This is a genomic window from Caulobacter sp. GW821-FHT12A07, from assembly GCF_058807655.1.
On the sequence record NZ_JBXAQX010000008.1, the window covers coordinates 58,707 to 77,097 of the forward strand.

7 protein-coding genes are annotated in these 18,391 nt (G+C 70.2%); 1 reads left to right on the top strand and 6 read right to left on the bottom strand.

From position 1 onward, the window contains the following. Window positions 1–2: 2 nt before the first annotated feature. From AC1RRS_RS16945 to AC1RRS_RS16955, 3 genes are all read right to left on the bottom strand, one after another. Window positions 3–1,736, bottom strand: coding sequence for a ShlB/FhaC/HecB family hemolysin secretion/activation protein (locus tag AC1RRS_RS16945; RefSeq protein ID WP_492856133.1), 1,734 nt, complete (start codon window positions 1,734–1,736; stop codon window positions 3–5). Window positions 1,737–1,861: 125 nt separating this feature from the next. Then, complete coding sequence (locus AC1RRS_RS16950) at window positions 1,862–7,786, bottom strand: autotransporter domain-containing protein (protein WP_492856134.1); 5,925 nt, start codon at window positions 7,784–7,786, stop codon at window positions 1,862–1,864. Window positions 7,787–8,034: 248 nt separating this feature from the next. Next, complete coding sequence (locus AC1RRS_RS16955) at window positions 8,035–9,027, bottom strand: AraC family transcriptional regulator (RefSeq protein ID WP_492856135.1); 993 nt, start codon at window positions 9,025–9,027, stop codon at window positions 8,035–8,037. Window positions 9,028–9,126: 99 nt separating this feature from the next. Between AC1RRS_RS16955 and AC1RRS_RS16960 the strand changes: the two genes are divergently transcribed. Next, entirely contained in the window at window positions 9,127–9,762 is a 636-nt protein-coding gene (locus tag AC1RRS_RS16960; RefSeq protein ID WP_492856136.1) for a glutathione S-transferase family protein, read from the top strand. 21 nt (window positions 9,763–9,783) lie between these two features. Here the strand turns inward: AC1RRS_RS16960 and AC1RRS_RS16965 are convergent, their stop codons facing one another. Genes AC1RRS_RS16965 through AC1RRS_RS16975 form a run of 3 tightly spaced genes read right to left on the bottom strand, consistent with a single transcriptional unit; the run spans window position 9,784 to window position 18,154 of the window. Beyond that, window positions 9,784–11,160: an HlyD family type I secretion periplasmic adaptor subunit gene (locus tag AC1RRS_RS16965; protein ID WP_492856137.1), complete on the bottom strand. Its 1,377-nt coding sequence runs from the start codon at window positions 11,158–11,160 to the stop codon at window positions 9,784–9,786. Further along, window positions 11,157–12,956, bottom strand: a complete 1,800-nt coding sequence (locus AC1RRS_RS16970; RefSeq protein ID WP_492856138.1) for a type I secretion system permease/ATPase — start codon at window positions 12,954–12,956, stop codon at window positions 11,157–11,159. The genes AC1RRS_RS16965 and AC1RRS_RS16970 overlap by 4 nt, the downstream gene beginning before the upstream one ends. After that, on the bottom strand, window positions 12,953–18,154 hold the full coding sequence (locus AC1RRS_RS16975) for a beta strand repeat-containing protein (RefSeq protein ID WP_492856139.1): 5,202 nt from the start codon (window positions 18,152–18,154) through the stop codon (window positions 12,953–12,955). The genes AC1RRS_RS16970 and AC1RRS_RS16975 overlap by 4 nt, the downstream gene beginning before the upstream one ends. Window positions 18,155–18,391: the final 237 nt, after the last annotated feature.

The following is an 18,391-nucleotide window of genomic DNA, read 5'->3' on the forward strand; positions in this document are numbered from 1 at the left end:
GTCTAGAACAGGGCGGCGGACAGCGAGATCAGGACGCGCGAGGGCGGCTCGTCGCCGACCCCGAACGGGCTGTCGAAGGGCTTGGCCCAGGTCAGGTCCAGCGCCACGCGCGAGGTGATCTGCGCGCGCAGCCCAACCCCCGCCGAGGTCAGGTCCAGCTTGCCGCCCCCCAGGCCCAGATTGGTCAGCTCGGCGACGTCATAGAAGGCGTAGGGCCGCCAGGCCGCCCTCCCCCCGCCCTTCAGGGCGAACGGCAGGGCCAGCGGCGTGGTGCTGATCTCGAGCGAGCCCGAGATCGCGCGGTCGCCGGACGCCGCCGACGGGTCGTAGCCGCGCCCGATCGTCAGGTTTCCGACCCCGTACTCCTCGTAGGAAAGCAGGGGATCGTCCGTATGCTGCCAGGCGACGTTCAGCTTGCCGATCAGCGGTCCGGCGAGCCGGCCGCCGAACTCGCCCTCGGCCCGCACGACCGTGGCCTCGGGCTTGCCCAGGAAGCGCGAGGCCGAAAGATCGCCGTACTTGCTGGCGCCCAGGCCGCGGCTTCCCTGGCGCACCTCGACCAGGCCGGTCATGGCCACCGAATGCGAAGCCAGACTGGCCGGGGCGTAGTGGCCGTCCAGCCGCAGGAAGAACACCCGCAGCTTGTCTTCGGTCAGCACGGCCGCGCCGCCGCCGAACTCGACCTTCTGGTCCACCCAGTCCAACCCGACCCCGATGTTGAGGTTGTGGCGGCGGTGACGGACCAGCGGGTAGGTCAGGCGGAGGCTGCCCGCGAAGGACTCGCCCTCCAGGTCCAGCGGCTTGAGCACGTCGCCCGGCCGGGTCCAGCCCCACGCGCCGGACAGATCGGCCGCCAGGCCGTCGCCGCCGATGTAGAAGCGCTCGGCAACCTGGATCACCCGCTGCTCGTCGCTGGACAGCGTGCCGTAGCCGAGGATCGAGGTGCGTTCGCCCAGCGGCGTGAAGCCGTTGAAGTCGACGCGCGCCAGGGTCAGGTCCCGGCCCACGGTCTTGGAGCCGTAGTTCTGGGCCACCACCGAGCCGTCGACGGCGTCGCGGGTGATGGCGATCTCGAGATCCAGCGCGCCCTGCCCCTGCGGCGAGGCCTTCAGCACCGACTGGATGCGCGCGCCGGGCACGTCGGAGGCCAGCAGCAGGTAGCGCTGGGCGACGTCCAGGTCGAACGGGGTCAGGCCGCGCAGGTGATCCAGAAAGCGGACGACCTGCTTCTGGGCTGGGCCGGCGTCGCCGTGATAGTTCACCGCCGCGATCCGCGCCTCGACGACCGTCAAGACCAGCTTGCCCTCGACGATCCGCTGCTCGGGAATGACCACGCTGGCCAGCACGCCGCGCCGCAGATAGAGCGTCGCGGCCCGGTCGCGGATGTCGCAGACCACGCTGACCGGCGTCTCGCGGCCGACGAACTCGGCATAGGTCGAGGCCAGGGCCTGGTCCGACAGCGCCAGCGGTCCGGACCTCGCGCCCTGGAACTCCACCGCCTTCAGGGTGACCTTGACGGGGCTGTCGCGGAAGGCGCAGGAACCGGCCTCCACGCCCTTGAACAGGTCGCCGCGCGGCGCGGCCGCGATCGGGGCGGCGTTGGCGGGGTCCAGTTCCTGGCGTGACGGCAGGGTCACCTGCGCGGCGGCGGGCGCGGCGAAGGAAACGGCGGCGGCCAGGACCGCGCCCATGCACGCCGGCGCACCGGCGCCCACGATGGCGCGACGCATCCTCATCAGCACTTGCAAGCCCCTTGCCACCAAACGCGGTATTGTCACAACGCCGTTACGTCATGACTCGCGCCGGTTTAGTATAACACGGTTCTGCAACGAGCAATCTTGAGCCGCGCCGCCGCCTCCGATCAGAACCTCCAGCTGAGCTGGGCGCGAGCCCCGTGGTCGGTCGAGCGGTCGCCATAGTCCCCGGAGTAGCTGACGCCCAGCACGGCGCTCCGGCCGAGGTCGGCTTCCAGGCCCAGATTGACGGCGAGGCTGTCCTTGTCGATCGGGGCGCCGACGATCCTGAACGACGGCGCGCCGCTGAAGGCCAGGTCGATGGTCGGCGCGCGATCGCCGAACGCATGGCGCAGCGCGGCCGAGCCGGCGAGACGCAGGTGAAGCTCCCCGGCGTTCAGGTCGCTCTTCAAGCGCACGCCGACCGAACCGTAGGTCAGGTGTTCGTCGCCGCCGCCCTGCAGCGCGGCGGCGCCGCCCTGCTCGCTGACATCGGAGTCGGTCAGCGCGACATAGGCCAGGCCGGCGAATGGCTGCAGCGTCGTGCCGGCCACCTCACGCTTCAAGGCGACCTCGCCGAACGCCTGATAGGTGTGGGCCGAATAGTCGCTCGACAGGGTCTCGCCGAACGTTCCGAACGCGACCCGGCGCGAGGCCTCGACCTCATGCCACGCATAGGCGCCGCCGAGCTGGAACGACACCCCGCCGCGCTCCGCCAGGACATAGCCGCCGAGGTGATAGGTCTCGACGTCGTGCTTGGCGCGCGCGGTCTTCAGGTCGCTGGTGCTGTAGCCCGCGGCGACGCCGGCGCGGATATCCCGGCCCAGCGAGCCGTCGTAGCCGGTCAGCAGCCCCTGGATGTCGCGGTCGTAGCTCTGCGCGTCGCCGTCGCCCTTCATGGAGCCCCAGCCGCCGAAGATCTGCCCCCACGCCGAGGTTCCGTCGACGCCGGCCAGGTCGCCGCGCGCCAGGATCGCGTCGCGAACGAAGCGGCTGTCCTGGATCAGCGAGCCGCGCAGGCTGGCGTGGTCCGAACCGGCCAGCTGGTCGAAGGCGTCGCGCGCCTGATCGGCCGAGAGGTTGACCACGGCGTCGAAGACCGGGTTGTCCCAGCCCAGGCTCTCGGCGCCCGCCCCCGCCGCGATCTGGTTCGGGGTCACGCCGATGTCGGTGAAGCTGATGTCGTTGCGCCGCAGCCGCAGATAGACGTTCGAGCCGTCATAGCTGAGCGAGGGGTCGAGGAAGGCGAGGTTCGAGGTGACGCCGTCGAACTTGCCGCCGGCCGTCAGGCCGCCGTCGGCATGCAGGATCAGGTAGCTGGTCTGGGGCTTGTAGGTGCCCGCGCCCGCCAGGACCTTGACGGTCCCGCCCTGGATCGTGGCCGCGCCGGAGGCGAGGATCTTGTCCGACTGACCGGCCGCGTTCGCCTCGACCTCGAAGATCGAGCCCGGCTTGAAGGTGACGCCGCCGGCGATGTTCAGCGTGCCGATCGAATTGCCGGGCGCGATCGTGCCCGACACGACGGTGGTCCCCACCGTGCCGACGCCTTGCAGGCGAGCGCCGGACCAGACGTCCAGCGTTCCGCCGAGCAGGCCGTTCACCGCCAGCGTGCCCTGCTCGACCGTGGTCGAACCGGTGAAGCCGCTGGAGGCGCCGGTCAGCTCCGTCTTGCCCGCGCCGACCTGGCGGATGGCGCCCGAGCCGCTGATCGCGCCGGCGAAGGTCAGGCTGTCCGAACGGTCGAACACCAGCGCGCCATTGGCGACGACGTCCCCGCCGATCGAGCCCGTCGTGCCGCCGGCGCCGAGCTTCAACTGCGCGCCCGAGGCGATGCTCGTGCCGCCGGCATAGCTGTTGTTGGCGGTGAAGGTGACGCCGCCGTCCAGGATGCGAACCGCGCCCGAACCCGAGATCAGCCCACCGAAGGTGACGGCGTCCGACCGGTCGAAGGCCAGCACGCCGCTGTTGGCGACGTCGCCGACGATCGAACCCGAAGTCCCGCCATCGCCGATCTGGAGCGTACCCGCCTGGATGGAGGTGCCGCCGGCATAGGTGTTGGTCCCGGTCAGGACCAGCGTGCCGGCCTCGGTCTTGACGACCTTGCCCACGCCGGTGATCGCCGCGCCGATCTTGGCGACGTCGGCCAGCACGCGGATCTCGCTGCCCGTCGCGACGGTGGTCAGCTGGCCGCTCCCGTTCAGTTCATAGCCTTCGTCGACGAATTGCAGGCCCAGGAAGCTCTGCGCGCCCTCCACCGTGATCTCGCCGCCGACAAACGCGCCGGCGTCCTTGAAGACGGCGTAGTTGCCCGCCCAGGCAGCCGGGGTGTTGCCGCCCTGGTTCAGCCATTGGGTGCTGGCGGCGCTCCAGACGCCGTCGCCGCCCTGCCAGTGCTGCAGGGTGTCGTCGCCAGGAATGAGCGTGCTGCTGATCAGCAGGTCGACTCGGCCGCCGCCCGCCTCCAGCGTGTAGTCCACATTGCTCAGCGACAGCATGGAGTTGATCGTCGCCGTGTTGGCGGTCAGGGCGCCGCCGTAGGTGATCAGGCGATAGTATCCCAGGCCCGCCGCCATGGCGGGGCTCTGCGAGAGATTGACCACGCCGTTCAGCGCCAGGTCGCCGCTGACGACCAGACGGTCGCTGACGCCGGGCGAGGCCGACGACGCGCCCGGAGCGACCAGCTCGATGTCCAGGTTCGAGCCGGACGCCAGGGTCAGGTCGCCCGCGATCGACAGGGTTGCGACAGATCCGATAGATCCACCGGAGCCGGGAGCCAGATGGCCGCCGCTCTGGATGATGGTGTCGCCCACCGTGCCCTTGCCGCCCAGCGTCGCACCGGAAGCGACGGTGACCGTCGAACCGGCCAGGGAGCCGTTGACCGTCAGGGTTCCCGCCTCGACGGACGTCGCGCCGGTGAACGCCGAAGAGTCGCCGGTCAGGACCAGCTTGCCCGAACCGACCTGGCGGACCACGCCCGAGCCGCTGATCAGGCCGTCGAAGTCGAAGCTGTCGGAGCGGTCGAACACCAAGGCGCCGTTGGCGACCACGTCGCCGATCAAGCCGCTCGTGCCGCCGGCGCCGAGGTTCAGCTGCGCGCCCGAGGCGATGGTCGTGCCGCCGGCATAGATGTTGTCGGCGGTGAAGGTCACGCCGCCGTCCAGGATGCGCACCGCGCCCGAGCCGGAGATCCGACCGGCGAAGGTGATGGCGTCGGAACGGTTGAAGACCAGCACGCCGCGGTTGCCGACATTGCCGACGATCGAGCCCGAAGTCCCGCCGTCGCCGATCTGCAGCGTGCCCGCATCGATCAACGTCCCGCCGGTGTAGGTGTTGGCGCCCGTCAGGATCAGCGTGCCGGCCTGGGTCTTGGTGACGAGGCCGGCGCCGGTGATCGCCACGCCGATCTTGGCGACGTCGGCCAGCACGCGGATCTCGCTTCCGCCCGAGACGGTGGCCAGCTGGCCAGTCCCTGTCAGCTCATAGCCCTCGTCGACGAACTGGAGGCCGATGAAGCTCTGCGCGCCGTCCACCGTGACCGTGCCGCCCGTGAAGGCGCCGGCGTCCTTGAAGATCGCGTACTTGCTCGCCCAGGCCGCCGGGGTGTTGCCGCCGTCGTTCAGCCATTGGGTGCTCGTCGCGCTCCAGACCCCGTCGCCGCCCTGCCAGTGCTGCAGGGTGTTGTCGCCAGGAATGAGGGCGTTGCTGATGTAGAGATCGACCCGGCCGCTGCCGGCCTGCAGCGCGTAGTTCACATTGCTCAGCGACAGCGTGGAGTTGATCGTCGCCGTATTGGCGGTCAGGGCCCCGCCATAGGTGATCAGGCGATAGTAGCCGATGCCGGCGACGCCGTCGGCCGAGGCGGCGCTCTGCGAGAGATTGATCACGCCGTTCAGCGCTAGGTCGCCGCTGACGACCAGACGGTCGCTGACGCCGGGCGAGGCCGAAGACGCGCCCGGCGCGCCCAGCTCGATGTCGAGGCTGGAGCCTGACGCGAGGGTCAGGTCGCCGGCGATCGACAGCGTACCGACGGAGTTGCCGGCCGCCAGATGGCCGCCGCTCAGGATGATGGTGTCGCCCACCGTGCCCGTGCCGCCCAGCGTCGCGCCGGAGGCGACGGTGACCGTCGAACCGGCCAGGGAGCCGTTGACCGACAAGATCCCGGACCCGACCGTGGTCGCACCGGTGAAGGCCGAAGAGTCCTCGGTCAGGATCAGCTTGCCCGAGCCGGCCTTGCGGAACTCGCCAGCGCCCGAAAGCACGAAGCCATAGGTTCCGTCCGTGCTCTGATCGAGGGTCAGGAACGCGCCGGCGTCGATCGTCGCATCGTTGCCGAACAGGCCGGCCTGGGCGATCACCCCGCCGCCCGAGATCGTCCAGTTCGAGGCGGACTCGCCGGTCAGCGTCAGGGTTCCGGCGCCCGTCTTGGTCACCGCGCCGCCGCTGGACATCTGGCCGCGGTAGACCCCGTCGAACGCCTGGTCGAAGACGACGCCCCGGCTGCCGGCGCCGGTCCCGAAGACCACGCTGCCGGCCAGGCTGTTGCTGTCGCCCTTCAGCACGCCTTCCAGCAGCGACCAGGTCTGGGCGCCCGTGCCGGTCAGGGTCCAGGTGCTGGCGCCCAGCTTCTCGAAGGTGTCGAAGCCCATGTAGCCGTAGCCGTCATAGGACCCGTCCGACCCGATATGCGTGGCGTCGAACCTGTCGTCGTCGGCGCCGCCCAGGGCCAGCACGTTGTTGGAGCCGCCGCCGGTCACCGCCACGACGTCACGGATCCACGAGCCGGCGTGAAGCTCCAGACGGTTGTCGCTACCGAACAGTTGGATCGCATAGGCGCGCTGGGAGCTTACGCTGACGCCGCCGATGATCGTGCCCGAATTGATGATGGTGGTGGAGCCGGTGCTGGCGCCGACCACGCCCCTGCCGCCGGCGCCCCGCCGGATCGCGTTGGAGGCAGGGCCGCCCGCCCCGCCCTGGATCGTTCCGGCGTTGACCAGCAGCCCCGGCTGACCGCCCGTGAAGACGATGCCCGCCCCGCCGGCGCCGGAATACATCCCGCTGAAGTTGCCGTTCCCTTGCCCGCCGACGCCGCCGGCGATGACGCCGGTCGCGCTGTTCTCGATCGTGCCGCCCCAGGCGATCACGCCGATGCCGGCCGCCCCGCCGTTCGAGTAGCCGTAACCGCCCTCGCCGCCGGTGATCGTCCCCGCGTTGACGATGGTTCCAAGATTGCTGAGCACGCCGGCCGCGCCGGCCCCGCCCCAACTGGCGAAAGTGCCCCCGGCCCCGCCTGTGATCGTGCCGCTTTGGACGTTCAGCGAACCGCCGTTGTAGAGGAAGAGGCCCGCGCCGCCGTTGCCGAGCGAGCTGCCCGCGCCGCCCGTGATGGCGCTGGCCGCACCGCCCGCGCCGCCGTCCACGGTCACCGAGCCGCCGTTCAGCAGCACCAGCCCGACGCCGCCGCCGCCACCGCCGCCGCCGCCGCCAGCGTTGCCCTCGCCGCCGTCGCCCCCCGTGATGTCATAGCCCGCGGTCGACAGCCGCACGTTCGCGCCCGTCAGCACGAGCCCGCCGCCGCCGCCGCCGCCAGCCGCATTGGCGCCGCCGTTGGCGCCGCCGTTGGCGCCGTCCGTCCCCGCGAAGTCGACGACCAGCGAGATGGTTCCGGTCGAGGCGACCTGCCAGCCCAGGCCGCCGTCGCCGCCAAGGCCGGTGGAGCCGCCGCCGCCGCCGCCGGCCGAGAGGTCGTTCAGCGCCCCGGGCTGCCCTCCGGCCTGGCTGCCGTTGGCCCCGGCCTCGGCCGAGCCGGTCGGCGTGGCGGCCGCCGCCCCGCCATAGCTTCCAGAGCCGGAGGCGCCGCCGGCGCCGCCGGCGATGCCGCCTTGGGGCGTATAGGAGCCGAAGCCGGCGCCATCACCGCCGCCCCGGGTGATCTGCCGGGCCTGGGCCATCGGGGCTGCAAGGCTGACCGCCAGCGCCAGCACCGTGAGCGAGACCGAATTGCGGATAGCCCGCGTGTTGTTGAACGCCCGAACCGTGTTGATCGACTGCCGCACTTTGACACCTGCCAGGCCCGTCTTGGCGGGCCGTTCTTGAACCGCAGGGACGTCAGATCGCGTCACGCGACGCGCTGGCCTGGGCCCAGGCCCGATCCCCCTGAAACGCACGTGCAAACAGGGATCGACGGCGACGCTTCAGGCCGGCCAGGTCGAGGATCCGCATGACGCGTGTCCGCCCGTCCCTGCCAGCGAGGCGGGCGCCGGACTATGCGATCCCGGCATGAACGGCGGAGTTTGGAGAAAGGTCAGTGCGCGTTGCGGCGCAGGGTGTCCGAAGGACGCTCGCCGAAGCGAAGGCGATAGGCCTGGGCGAAGCGGCCCAGTTCCCAGAAGCCGTGATCCATGGCGACCTTGGTCACCAGGGTGGTGGCGGGATCGGAAGCCCGCAGCCTGGCATGGACGAGGTCCAGCCGCCGATTGCGGGCGTAGCGCACCGCGCCTTCCCCAAGAAACTCCTGGCAGGCCAGGTTGAGCGTCCGCTCGGCCGCGCCCACGACCCTGCAGATGTCGCCCAGCGACAGCATCTCCTCAGGGCGCTCCTCCAGGGCGCGCTCGAAGCGGGCGACGATCTGGCGATGGCGACCCAGGGCGGCCCTGTCCGGCTTGACCAGCCCCTCCGAGAGACAGGCCATCAGCCTGTCCACGACCGCACCCGCCAGGGCCTTGGACGGCTGTGGCTCCGCCAGGACTTCGGGCGTGCTCTGGATCACGCCCGAGATGTCGCTCATCAGCCCGATGAGCTCGTTCATCGCCGCCGACGGCGCGACGAACATGCGGTCATCGTCCAACGGCGTCGCATGGCCCGCGCCCATCAGGTTGGGCGCATGCTCGGTCAGCCGCTCGAACGGCATGGTCACGATGCCGAAGGCCCAAGGCATGTCGGGCGGAGAGCCGGTGACGGTCCGCTCGTTGGGCCGGAAGTGGAAGATGTGCCGGCCGAACAGCTTGCGCCCCGAGACGCGCCGCATGATCCCCGGCTCGGTGGCGAACATGAAGGTGTGGACGCCGGGGATGGCCGCGGTCTGGGCGATGCCCTGGGCGAAGCGGCCCATGCCCAGGTTCAGCCCGCCGAAGCTCGCCCGCGCCAGCATGCCGTCGAAGCGCCGGCTCGTCCGTTCGAGGGGAAGAGGCTTGGCGCCCGAATTGATGTCGCCGATCGCCAGCGCCATCGTCTCGGCGTCGGTGAACCTGGCGAAGGCGCTCGAGGCGGAAGGTACGCTGGACGGGTCGGGTGTCATCGTGATGCGGAGAGGTCGCGAACTGTGTCGGCTTAGCGACAATCTCCAACCGGTATGCCAAGACTCGGCAAAGAACAACCGAAGCCCGCTGGAACCTAGATGGACCTGATCAGTCTTCCCGTGTCGCCGTTCGCGGCGCGCGTCCGCATCGCGATCTACGCCAAGGGCCTGCCCATCGACCTGATCCCGCCGCCCGCGGGCTGGCGCGACAACCGCCACTTTCGCGACCTGAGCCCGACCGGGCGGATCCCCGTCCTGCTCGAGGATCGCGGCCCCCTCTGGGAGTCGGCCGTCCTGCTCGAGTATCTGGAAGAGCGGTTTCCGGAGGCGCCGTCCCTGATGCCGGTCGACGTCTTCGACCGGGCGATGGCGCGGCTCCTGGTGCGGCACGTGGATCTCTATCTGATGCCGTCGATGGTCGCTCTGGCCCAACCGCGCACCGACGCCGCCAGCGCCCGCCGGACGGTCGAGGAACTGCTGAACGGCGTCGCGATGCTCGAAGACCTCTTGCCGGGACCGGGCTACGCCCTGTGCGAACGCCTCACGATCGCCGACTGCGCCCTGGCCCCCGCCCTCTTCGCGATCGGGGTGACGGCCGAACGCCTCGGCATGGACCTGATCGCGCCCGCCTCGATCACCGAGACCTACGCCCAATTCCTGCGGCGGGACCCGCACGTCGAACGCGTGATCGACGAGATGGAGCAGGGCATGCGCCACCTGGTGCAGGTCGGCTAGCGAGGGCCTTCGGGGACAGCCTCACTGCTCGCGGAAGCTCCGGAAAAGCCGCTGCTGCAGCGGCTCCAGCAGGTACTGCAGCGCCGTGCGCTTGCGCAGCGGCGCCACCACCTCGACCGGCAAGCCCGCCTTCAGCGCTGGCGGCTCCCGCCCCGGCTGCCTGAGCGCGGCCAGTTCTTCGGGCGGCACCGCGACCTCGGCCCGGAAGTAGCGCGCGCCGGTCTTGTCGTCGGTGAAGCCGTCGGCCGAAAGCTTGGTCACCGTGCCTTGCAGCAGCGGCAGGTGGCGGTCGTGGAACGCCGTCAGCCGCACGTCGGCGGTCTGGCCGACATGGACGTCGTCGGCGTCGTTCGGCGACACCCGGGCCTCGATCACCAGCGGCGCGCGCTGCGGCACGATCTCCATCAGGACGTCGCCCGGCGCGGCCACGCCGCCGACCGTGAACACCTTGAGCCCGACCACCTGGCCAGAGGCCGGCGCCCGGACCATGCCGCGCGACAGCTGATCGCGGGCCGCCGCCAGCCTGGGCTTGAGGTCGTTGAGCTCGATCTCCGACTGGCGCAGGTCGGTGATCACCTCGTCCATGTGCTCGCGGTCGCCTTGCAGGGCCTGCATGCGGGTCTCGCCGATGCCCTCGCGGGCGCTGGCGGCCTGGGCGCGATAGGCGCCGTCGGTTCCGACGAGGTCGGCCGCGGCCCGTTCGAGCGCCCTCACCCGCGTCAGCGGCGCATAGCCCTGGGCGGCCAGCTTGCGCATGCCGTCCAGCTCCTCGCCGATCAGCCGCTGCTGCTCGCGGTTCGCGGCGAGCTGGCGGTTGTAGCCGTTGATCTGCTCGGCCAGCTGGCTGGCCCGCTCGCCCAACACGCCGCGCCGAGAGGCCAGGGCCGCGCGCTGGGCGGCGAGCTGGCGGCGTTCCAGGCCCATGGCCTCGTCGGCCAGCGTCCGGTCCTCGGCCGGCAGGCCTGCGAAGGCGACCGGCATGACGGGTTCGGCCAGGCCGTCACGCTCGGCGACCAGCCGGGCCCGGCGCGCCTCGACCGCGAACACCCGAGCGGCCAGCGCCCGTTCCTGGGCCCGGACCTCCTGGACGTTCAGCTCCAGCAGCACCTGGCCCTGGCTGACCTTGTCGCCCTCCTGCACCCGCAGGGCCGAGATCACTCCGCCTTCGCGATGCTGCACCGCCTGGCGGCTGCCCGAGACCACGACGACGCCTTGCGCATAGGCCCCCGCGTCGAGCGGCGCGAAGGCGGCCCAGCCCATGAAGCCGACGAAGAACAGGCCGGCGGCGGCGAGGCCGACGCGGAGCTCCCAATGGGGTCCGTCGGTGGGACCGTCTTCCTTGTATGCGTCGACCGTGGTCAGGGCCCCGGTCTTTCTGACGGCGAGCGAGGCGGTCATGGCGCGCCCCCGGTGACCCGCAGATCGGGCGGCGCGTTGGCCGGCCGGGGCAGGCCGGCGACCCGGGCCTCAAGGGCCTGCAGCACCTCGCGGCGCGGGCCGTAGAGATCCATGGCGCCCTCGCGCAGCACCAGCAGCTTGTCGGCCACGCCCAGGATGTTGAGGCGATGGGCGATGACCACCAGGGCCGCCCCCCTCGCCTTCTGGGCCGCGATCGCATGCTCCAGCGCCGTCTCGCCCTCGAAGTCGAGATTGGAGTTGGGCTCGTCGAGGACGAACACCTGGGGTCCGCCATACAGCGCCCGGGCCAGGGCCAGGCGCTGGGCCTGGCCGGCCGACACCCCCGCCCCGCCCGGTCCCAGCGGCGTGTCGTAGGCCTGGGGCAGGCGCAGGATCATCTCGTGCGCGCCGGCCGCGGTCGCCGCCGCCACCGCCCGCTCGTCGATCTCGCGCGGGTCGCTCTCGGTGATGCTGGCGAAGCGGGCGATGTTCTCCTTCACCGTGCCGGCGAACAGGCCGCAGTTCTGCGGCAGGTAGCCGATGTGGGCGGCCAGGCGCTCGGACTGCCAGTCGGAAAGGTCCGCGCCGTCGATGCGCACGCAGCCCTGGTCGGGCGTCAGGGCGCCGACCAGCACCCTGGCCAGGGTGGTCTTGCCGGCTCCGCTGGGGCCAACGACACCGATGATCTCGCCGGGATTGAGGTCGAAGGAGACGCCGCGCAGGATCATGCCCGCGCCATCGGCGGCGCGGACGCCGGCCTGCTCGGCCCGCAGCCGGCCCTTGGGCTCGGGCAGGCGGGTGCGGACCGGCGCGGCCGGGGAGCGCTCGAACAGGTCGACCAGGGTGCGCAGGCCGTCGCGCGCCTGGATCACGCTCTTCCAGGCCCCGACGATCTGCTCGACGGGCGCCAGGCTGCGGCTCAGCAGGATCGAGGCGGCGATCACGCCGCCGGCCGAGATCTCGTGGCGCACGGCCAGCCAGGCGCCGGTCCCCAGCGCCAGGGATTGCAGCGTCAGCCTCAGGAAGCGGATCAGGCCGGTATAGACCCCGCCGGTGAACTGGGCGTCGGCCTGCAGGCCGACGGCGGCGCGGCGGTCGAGCAGCTGGCGCACGATCAGAGGCTCGCGCATGCCCAGGGCCTTCACCAGTCCGCCCTGGCTGGCGATCGCCTCCTGCGTGGCGTAGGCCTCGGCCGAGGCCTGGTTCAAGGCCTCGAGCTTGGTGCGCGTGGCCTGCTCGTTGAGGATGGCGAGGATCAGCAGGATCCCCGCCCCGATCACCGAGATGACGCCCAGCAGCGGGTGCAGGATGAAGCAGAGCGCCAGGTAGATCGGGGTCCAGGGGGCGTCGAGCATCGCCGTGGCCGCGGGACCCGACACGACGTTGCGGAAGGCGTCGAACTCCCGCATCGCCTGGCGCAGCCGCGGCCCGGAGTCGGGACCAAGGCCGCCGGTCAGTCGGGTCAACACTTCGGGAGCCAGCTGGCGGTCGAGGCGCAGGCCGAGGCGCACCAGGATGCGCTGGCGGAGGCTGTCGAGCAGGGCCAGGGTGGCCAGGGCGAAGACGACCGCCACGGTCAGAAACGCCAACGACAGGAGCCCGCCGGTGGGCAGGACCCTGTCGTAGATCTGCAGCATGTAGAGGGTCGGCGCCAGGTAGAGGATGTTGACCAGGGCGCTGAAGCCGGCGGCGATCAGCAGGTGCCGCCGGCAGGTTTTCAAGGCGCCGGCCAGCGGCTCGGGAAGGGCGCGCCGCCCCGAGCCTCTCGCCCTGCCCTCGCCGCCCCGGCCGCTCATGCGAGGACGTCCTCGGCGTGGTAGCGGGTCAGCATGGTCACGAACAGATGGTCGTCGGCGCTGCAGGAATAGGCCACGCCGTTGATCGTGCCGTGGTTGTTGTACTCGTCGAGCGCCGTGTGCAACCCCGAGCCGGAGCCCTGCCAGGCCGCGCTGTTCTGCTTGATCGCCGGACCGTTGAAGTCGGCCACGCCGTCATGGTTGGCGTCGGCGTATTGCTGCAGCCAGTCGATGGCCTGGTTCATCTTGTAGGTCGGGCTGTTGGGATCGAGCGCCCCGCCCGCGCCGTTGCCGGCCTCGAAGTTCAGCCAGGCGGCGACGACGTCTCGACCCAGGACGTAGCGCGCGTCCTGCGACGGCTTCAGCGAGGCGTCGATGACTTTGAGGGCCATCGCCAGGGACATCTTCAGGGTGTCCTCGCCGGCGTCGGTGACGCCGTTGCCGTTGTAGTCGCCCAGCAGGATGTAGCGCTCTTCCTTGTTGCTGCTTCCCGGGTCGGGGCCATCGGTGATGCTGTTGTTGAAGGCCAGCAGTTCACCGTTCGGGAAGTCAGGGCCGGACTTGGTTTCGTTGCCCACCGTGCCGTCCCAGAAGGTCAGGCCGTTGGGCGACAGCCAGAAGCCGGGGGTGCGCGTGCCCACGCAGTCGATCAGGCCGTAGTAATAGGCCAGGTCATGGTCGCTGACCGGACCGCCGGAATAGCTGCCCGAGGCCGTGGCGTCGTTGACGTGCTGGCCGGCGGTCCAGGGCGCGGAGATCTGGAACTCCGTGCTGGCGCCGACCCCCAGGGTTCCCAACGTCCGCGCCGTGCCCGCCGCCGCGCCGTTCAGGTCGAACACGGAGTCGGTCACCGAGGCGTTGGTCAGGGTGACGTTGCCGGTGTTGGCGACCACGAACTTGAACATGATGTTGGCGCCGGAGGTGGCGATCGGCCCCATCGGGTTGTCCGCGTCGTCCCAGGTCGCGCCGCCGTCGATCGAGACGTACTTCTCGATGTCGATGCTCGCTCTCTGCAGCACGGGCACGGTGGCGTCGTCGGTGTCAGGCCCGGTCTGGTTGGAGTCAGCCGTGGCCGTGTTCTCCAGTTGCCCGTCTCCGCCGCCGTTGGAGTCCAGCTCAGCCTGGGTCACGGTGTGCTTGGCCGTGTAGCCCCAGGTTTCACCGACTTCCAGGAGGCCGTCATTGTCGCCCGAGACATCGGCGCCCCTGACCAGGGACCCGACATCGGCGTAGGGGTCCGTCACCGTCACGCCGTCGAGCGTGGTGTTGCCGGTGTTGGCGACCGTGATGACGTAGCTGATCTGCTCACCGGCCGCATCGGCCGTACCGCCGGGGACGGTGGCGTCCTTGACGATGTTGAGGCTAGGCCGGCGATCGACGGGCACGGTGGCGTCGTCGGTGTCGGGACCAGTCTGGTTGGAGTCGGCGGTCGCCGTATTCTCCAGCTGTCCGTCGCCGCCGCCGTTGGAGTCGATCTCGGCCTGGGTCACGGTGTGCTTGGCCGTGTAGCCCCAGGTTTCACCGACCTCCAGCAGGCCGTCATTGTCGCCCGAGACGTCGGCGCCGCGGACCAGGGATCCGACGTCGGCGTAGGGATCAGTGACGGTGACGCCGTCCAGCGTCGTGTTGCCGGTGTTGGCCACGGTGATGACGTAGCTGATCTGCTCGCCGGCCGCGTCGGCCGTGCCGCCGGGGACGGTGGCGTCCTTGACGATGTTCAGGCTCGGCCGGCGATCGACGGGCACGGTGGCGTCGTCGGTGTCGGGACCGGTCTGGTTGGAGTCGGCGGTAGCCGTGTTCTCCAGCTGTCCGTCGCCGCCGCCGTTGGAGTCGATCTCGGCCTGGGTCACGGTGTGCTTGGCCGTGTAGCCCCAGGTTTCGCCGACCTCGAGCAGGCCGTCATTGTCGCCCGACACGTCGGCGCCGCGCACGATCGAGCCGGCGTCAGCATAGGGGTCCGTCACCGTCACGCCGTCGAGCGTGGTGTTACCGGTGTTGGCCACCGTGATGACGTAGCTGATCTGTTCGCCAGCCGCGTCAGCCGTGCCACCGGGGACCGTGGCGTCCTTGACGATGTTGAGACTCGGCCGGCGATCGACCGGCACGCTGGCGTCGTCGGTGTCCGGGTCCGTTTGATTGGAGTCGCCGGTCGCCGTGTTCTCCAGGGCGCCGTCGCCGCCGCCGTTGGAGTCGATCTCGGCCTGGGTCACGGTATGCTTGGCCGTGTAGCCCCAGGTTTCACCAACCTCCAGAAGGCCGTCATTGTCGCCCGAGACGTCGGCGCCGCGGATGATGGATCCGGCGTCGGCGTAGGGGTCGGTGACCGTCACCCCATCCAGCGTGGTGTTGCCGGTGTTGGCGACGGTGATGACATAGCTGATCTGCTCGCCAGCCGCGTCGGCCGTGCCGCCGGGGACGCTGGCGTCCTTGACGATGTTGAGGCTAGGCCGGCGATCGACGGGCACGCTGGCGTCGTCGGTGTCCGGGTCCGTTTGATTGGAGTCGCCGGTCGCCGTGTTCTCCAGGGCGCCGTCGCCGCCACCGTTGGAGTCGATCTCGGCCTGGGTCACGGTGTGCTTGGCCGTGTAGCCCCAGGTTTCACCGACCTCCAGCAGGCCGTCATTGTCGCCCGAGACGTCGGCGCCGCGGATGATGGATCCGGCGTCGGCGTAGGGATCAGTGACGGTGACGCCGTCCAGCGTCGTGTTGCCGGTGTTGGCCACGGTGATGACGTAGCTGATCTGTTCACCGGCTGCGTCGGCCGTGCCTCCAGGCACGGTCGCGTCCTTGGTGATGTTCAGGCTCGGTCGGGGGGCGACTGGAACGCTGGCGTCGTCCGTGTCCGGGCCAGTCTGGTTGGAGTCGGCGGTGGCCGTGTTCTCCAGTTGCCCGTCGCCGCCGCCGTTGGAGTCCAGTTCAGCCTGGGTCACGGTGTGCTTGGCCGTGTAGCCCCAGGTCTCGCCGACTTCCAGGAGGCCGTCGTTGTCGCCAACCACGTCGGCGCCGCGAATGATGGATCCGGCGTCGGCGTAGGGATCGGTGACGGTGACGCCATCCAGCGTGGTGTTGCCGGTGTTGGCGACGGTGATGACGTAGCTGATCTGTTCACCAGCCGCGTCGGCCGTACCGCCGGGGACGGTGGCGTCCTTGGTGATGTTCAGGCTGGGTCGGCGATCGACGGGCACGCTGGCGTCGTCGGTGTCCGGGTCCGTTTGATTGGAGTCGCCGGTCGCCGTGTTCTCCAGGGCGCCGTCTCCGCCGCCGTTGGAGTCGATCTCGGCCTGGGTCACGGTGTGCTTGGCCGTGTAGCCCCAGGTTTCACCGACCTCCAGCAGGCCGTCGTTGTCGCCAACCACGTCGGCGCCGCGCACGATCGAGCCGGCGTCGGCGTAGGGGTCGGTGACAGTCACGCCGTCCAGCGTGGTGTTGCCGGTGTTGGCCAACGTGATGACGTAGCTGATCTGCTCGCCAGCCGCGTCAGCCGTGCCGCCCGGGACGGTGGCGTCCTTGACGATGTTGAGGCTAGGCCGGCGATCGACCGGCACGCTGGCGTCGTCGGTGTCGGGGCCGGTCTGGTTGGAGTCGGCCGTGGCCGTGTTCTCCAGGGCGCCGTTGCCGCCGCCGTTGGAGTCGATCTCGGCCTGGGTGACCGTGTGCTTGGCCGTGTAGCCCCAGGTTTCGCCAACCTCCAGCAGGCTGTCATTGTCGCCAACCACGTCGGCGCCGCGCACGATCGAGCCGGCGTCGGCGTAAGGGTCGGTGACGGTGACGCCGTCGAGCATCACGTTGCCGGTGTTGGCGACGGTGATGACGTAGCTGATCTGCTCACCGGCCGCGTCGGCCGTACCGCCGGGGACGCTGGCGTCCTTGGTGATGTTGAGGGCGGGGTTGCGGGTCAGGGCCACGGTCTCGGGGTCGGTGTCCGACGCCGTCAGGCCGCTGGCCGAAACGCCCGTGGCCGTACCGGTGTTGGTATAGCCGGCGGCCTCGATCTCGGCCTGGCTGAACACGTGGAGCAGGCTGCCCGTGGCCGCCGCTCCGGGCGCGAGGTCGTCGGCCTGGCCGTCGCCGTCTCGGTCGGTGAGACCCGTCAGGGTCACGGGGATGTCGTCGGCCGTGTTTCCGGGCGTGCCGTTGTCATCCATCAGGGTGACGTTCAGCAGATTGATCGTGCCGGTGTTGGTAACCGTGAAATTGAAGAGCTGGGTGTCGCCCGCGTCGTCGCCATTGGCGTCGCCGTCCGTGCGGGTCCCGGCCGTCTTGACCACGTCGATATGCGGCGGGATCGGCTGGTTGCCGATCTCGACATTGTAGGTCGTGGCCGCGCTCAGGGTGACAGTCTCGAAGGCGCCCGTGGTCTGGGTCCAGCCGTCCTTCAGCACCTCGTCGACCTGGACCGTGCCCAGCGATATCGGCAGGCCGCCGATCTGGAACGAGCCGTCGGCGCCGGTGACCGTCGAGCGTTCGCCCGCGTCCAGCACGCCGTTCTTGTTGTCGTCGATGAAGATCGTCCAGCCCGACAGGCCGGCCTCGCCGGCGTCCTTGACCCCGTCGCCGTCGGCGTCGAGGAACTTGACGCCGCTGATGATGGCGGCCTGCTCGGTGTTGAATTCCTCGAAGCCGTCGTCGGCGCCGTAGGCCGTGCCCGGCCGGCCGAACTCGGCATAGACGGTGATGTAGGCCGTGCTCAGGTTGGCGCCGCCGAACAGCGAGACCGGTACGTAGAACACGTAGTCGTCATTGCCGCTGCCCGAGGAGTGGGCGTTCATCAGCAGCGTCTTGTCGCCGCCGGCGTCGAGGTCGAAGATCTTGGTGAAGTCGGCGTCTAGCTCCTGCGTGCCGGCGACATAGTCCGCGCCGATGGCCGGGGCGGACGAATAGTAGATCTTCATCGCGTTGAGCGCGGTCAGCGGATTGGCGTTGGTCTCGTTGAGGTCCAGCCGGAATTCCAGGTACTGCACGCCGTCGATCACCCGGATGGGGATCTGGTTGAAGGTCAGGCTGCTGGTCTTGGCGGCGTTGGTGTTCAGCACGCCGCTGGCGTCGGTGTTGAAGCCGTTCTCGTTGCCGTCGTTGTCGCCGATGGCGAGGAACGGGGCGTAGAGGCCGGTGCCCGATCCGATCGGGCTCCCGTAGGTGACGATCACGCCGTTGACCGTAGTCGTACTGCCTGGTGCGGTGATGTCTATGTCGGCCATGACTGGCTCCCGAACGCTTCGCGCGAGAGCCGGAAGGGCCCGTCCGCGCGATCCAAAGGAAGGCCTCGATCACAACGTCGACGGGGGAGACGGTTGGCGGGTCCAGGGTCGGCGCAGGAAGCGTTCGCGCGGATACCTGAAGTTCACGACGGCTTTCCGGGATGCGGTCCTCCGCCTCCCTCGTCGTCGATTGAGACCTTCATGAAACGCGGGACGCCTACGCGAAGCGAAACAGCG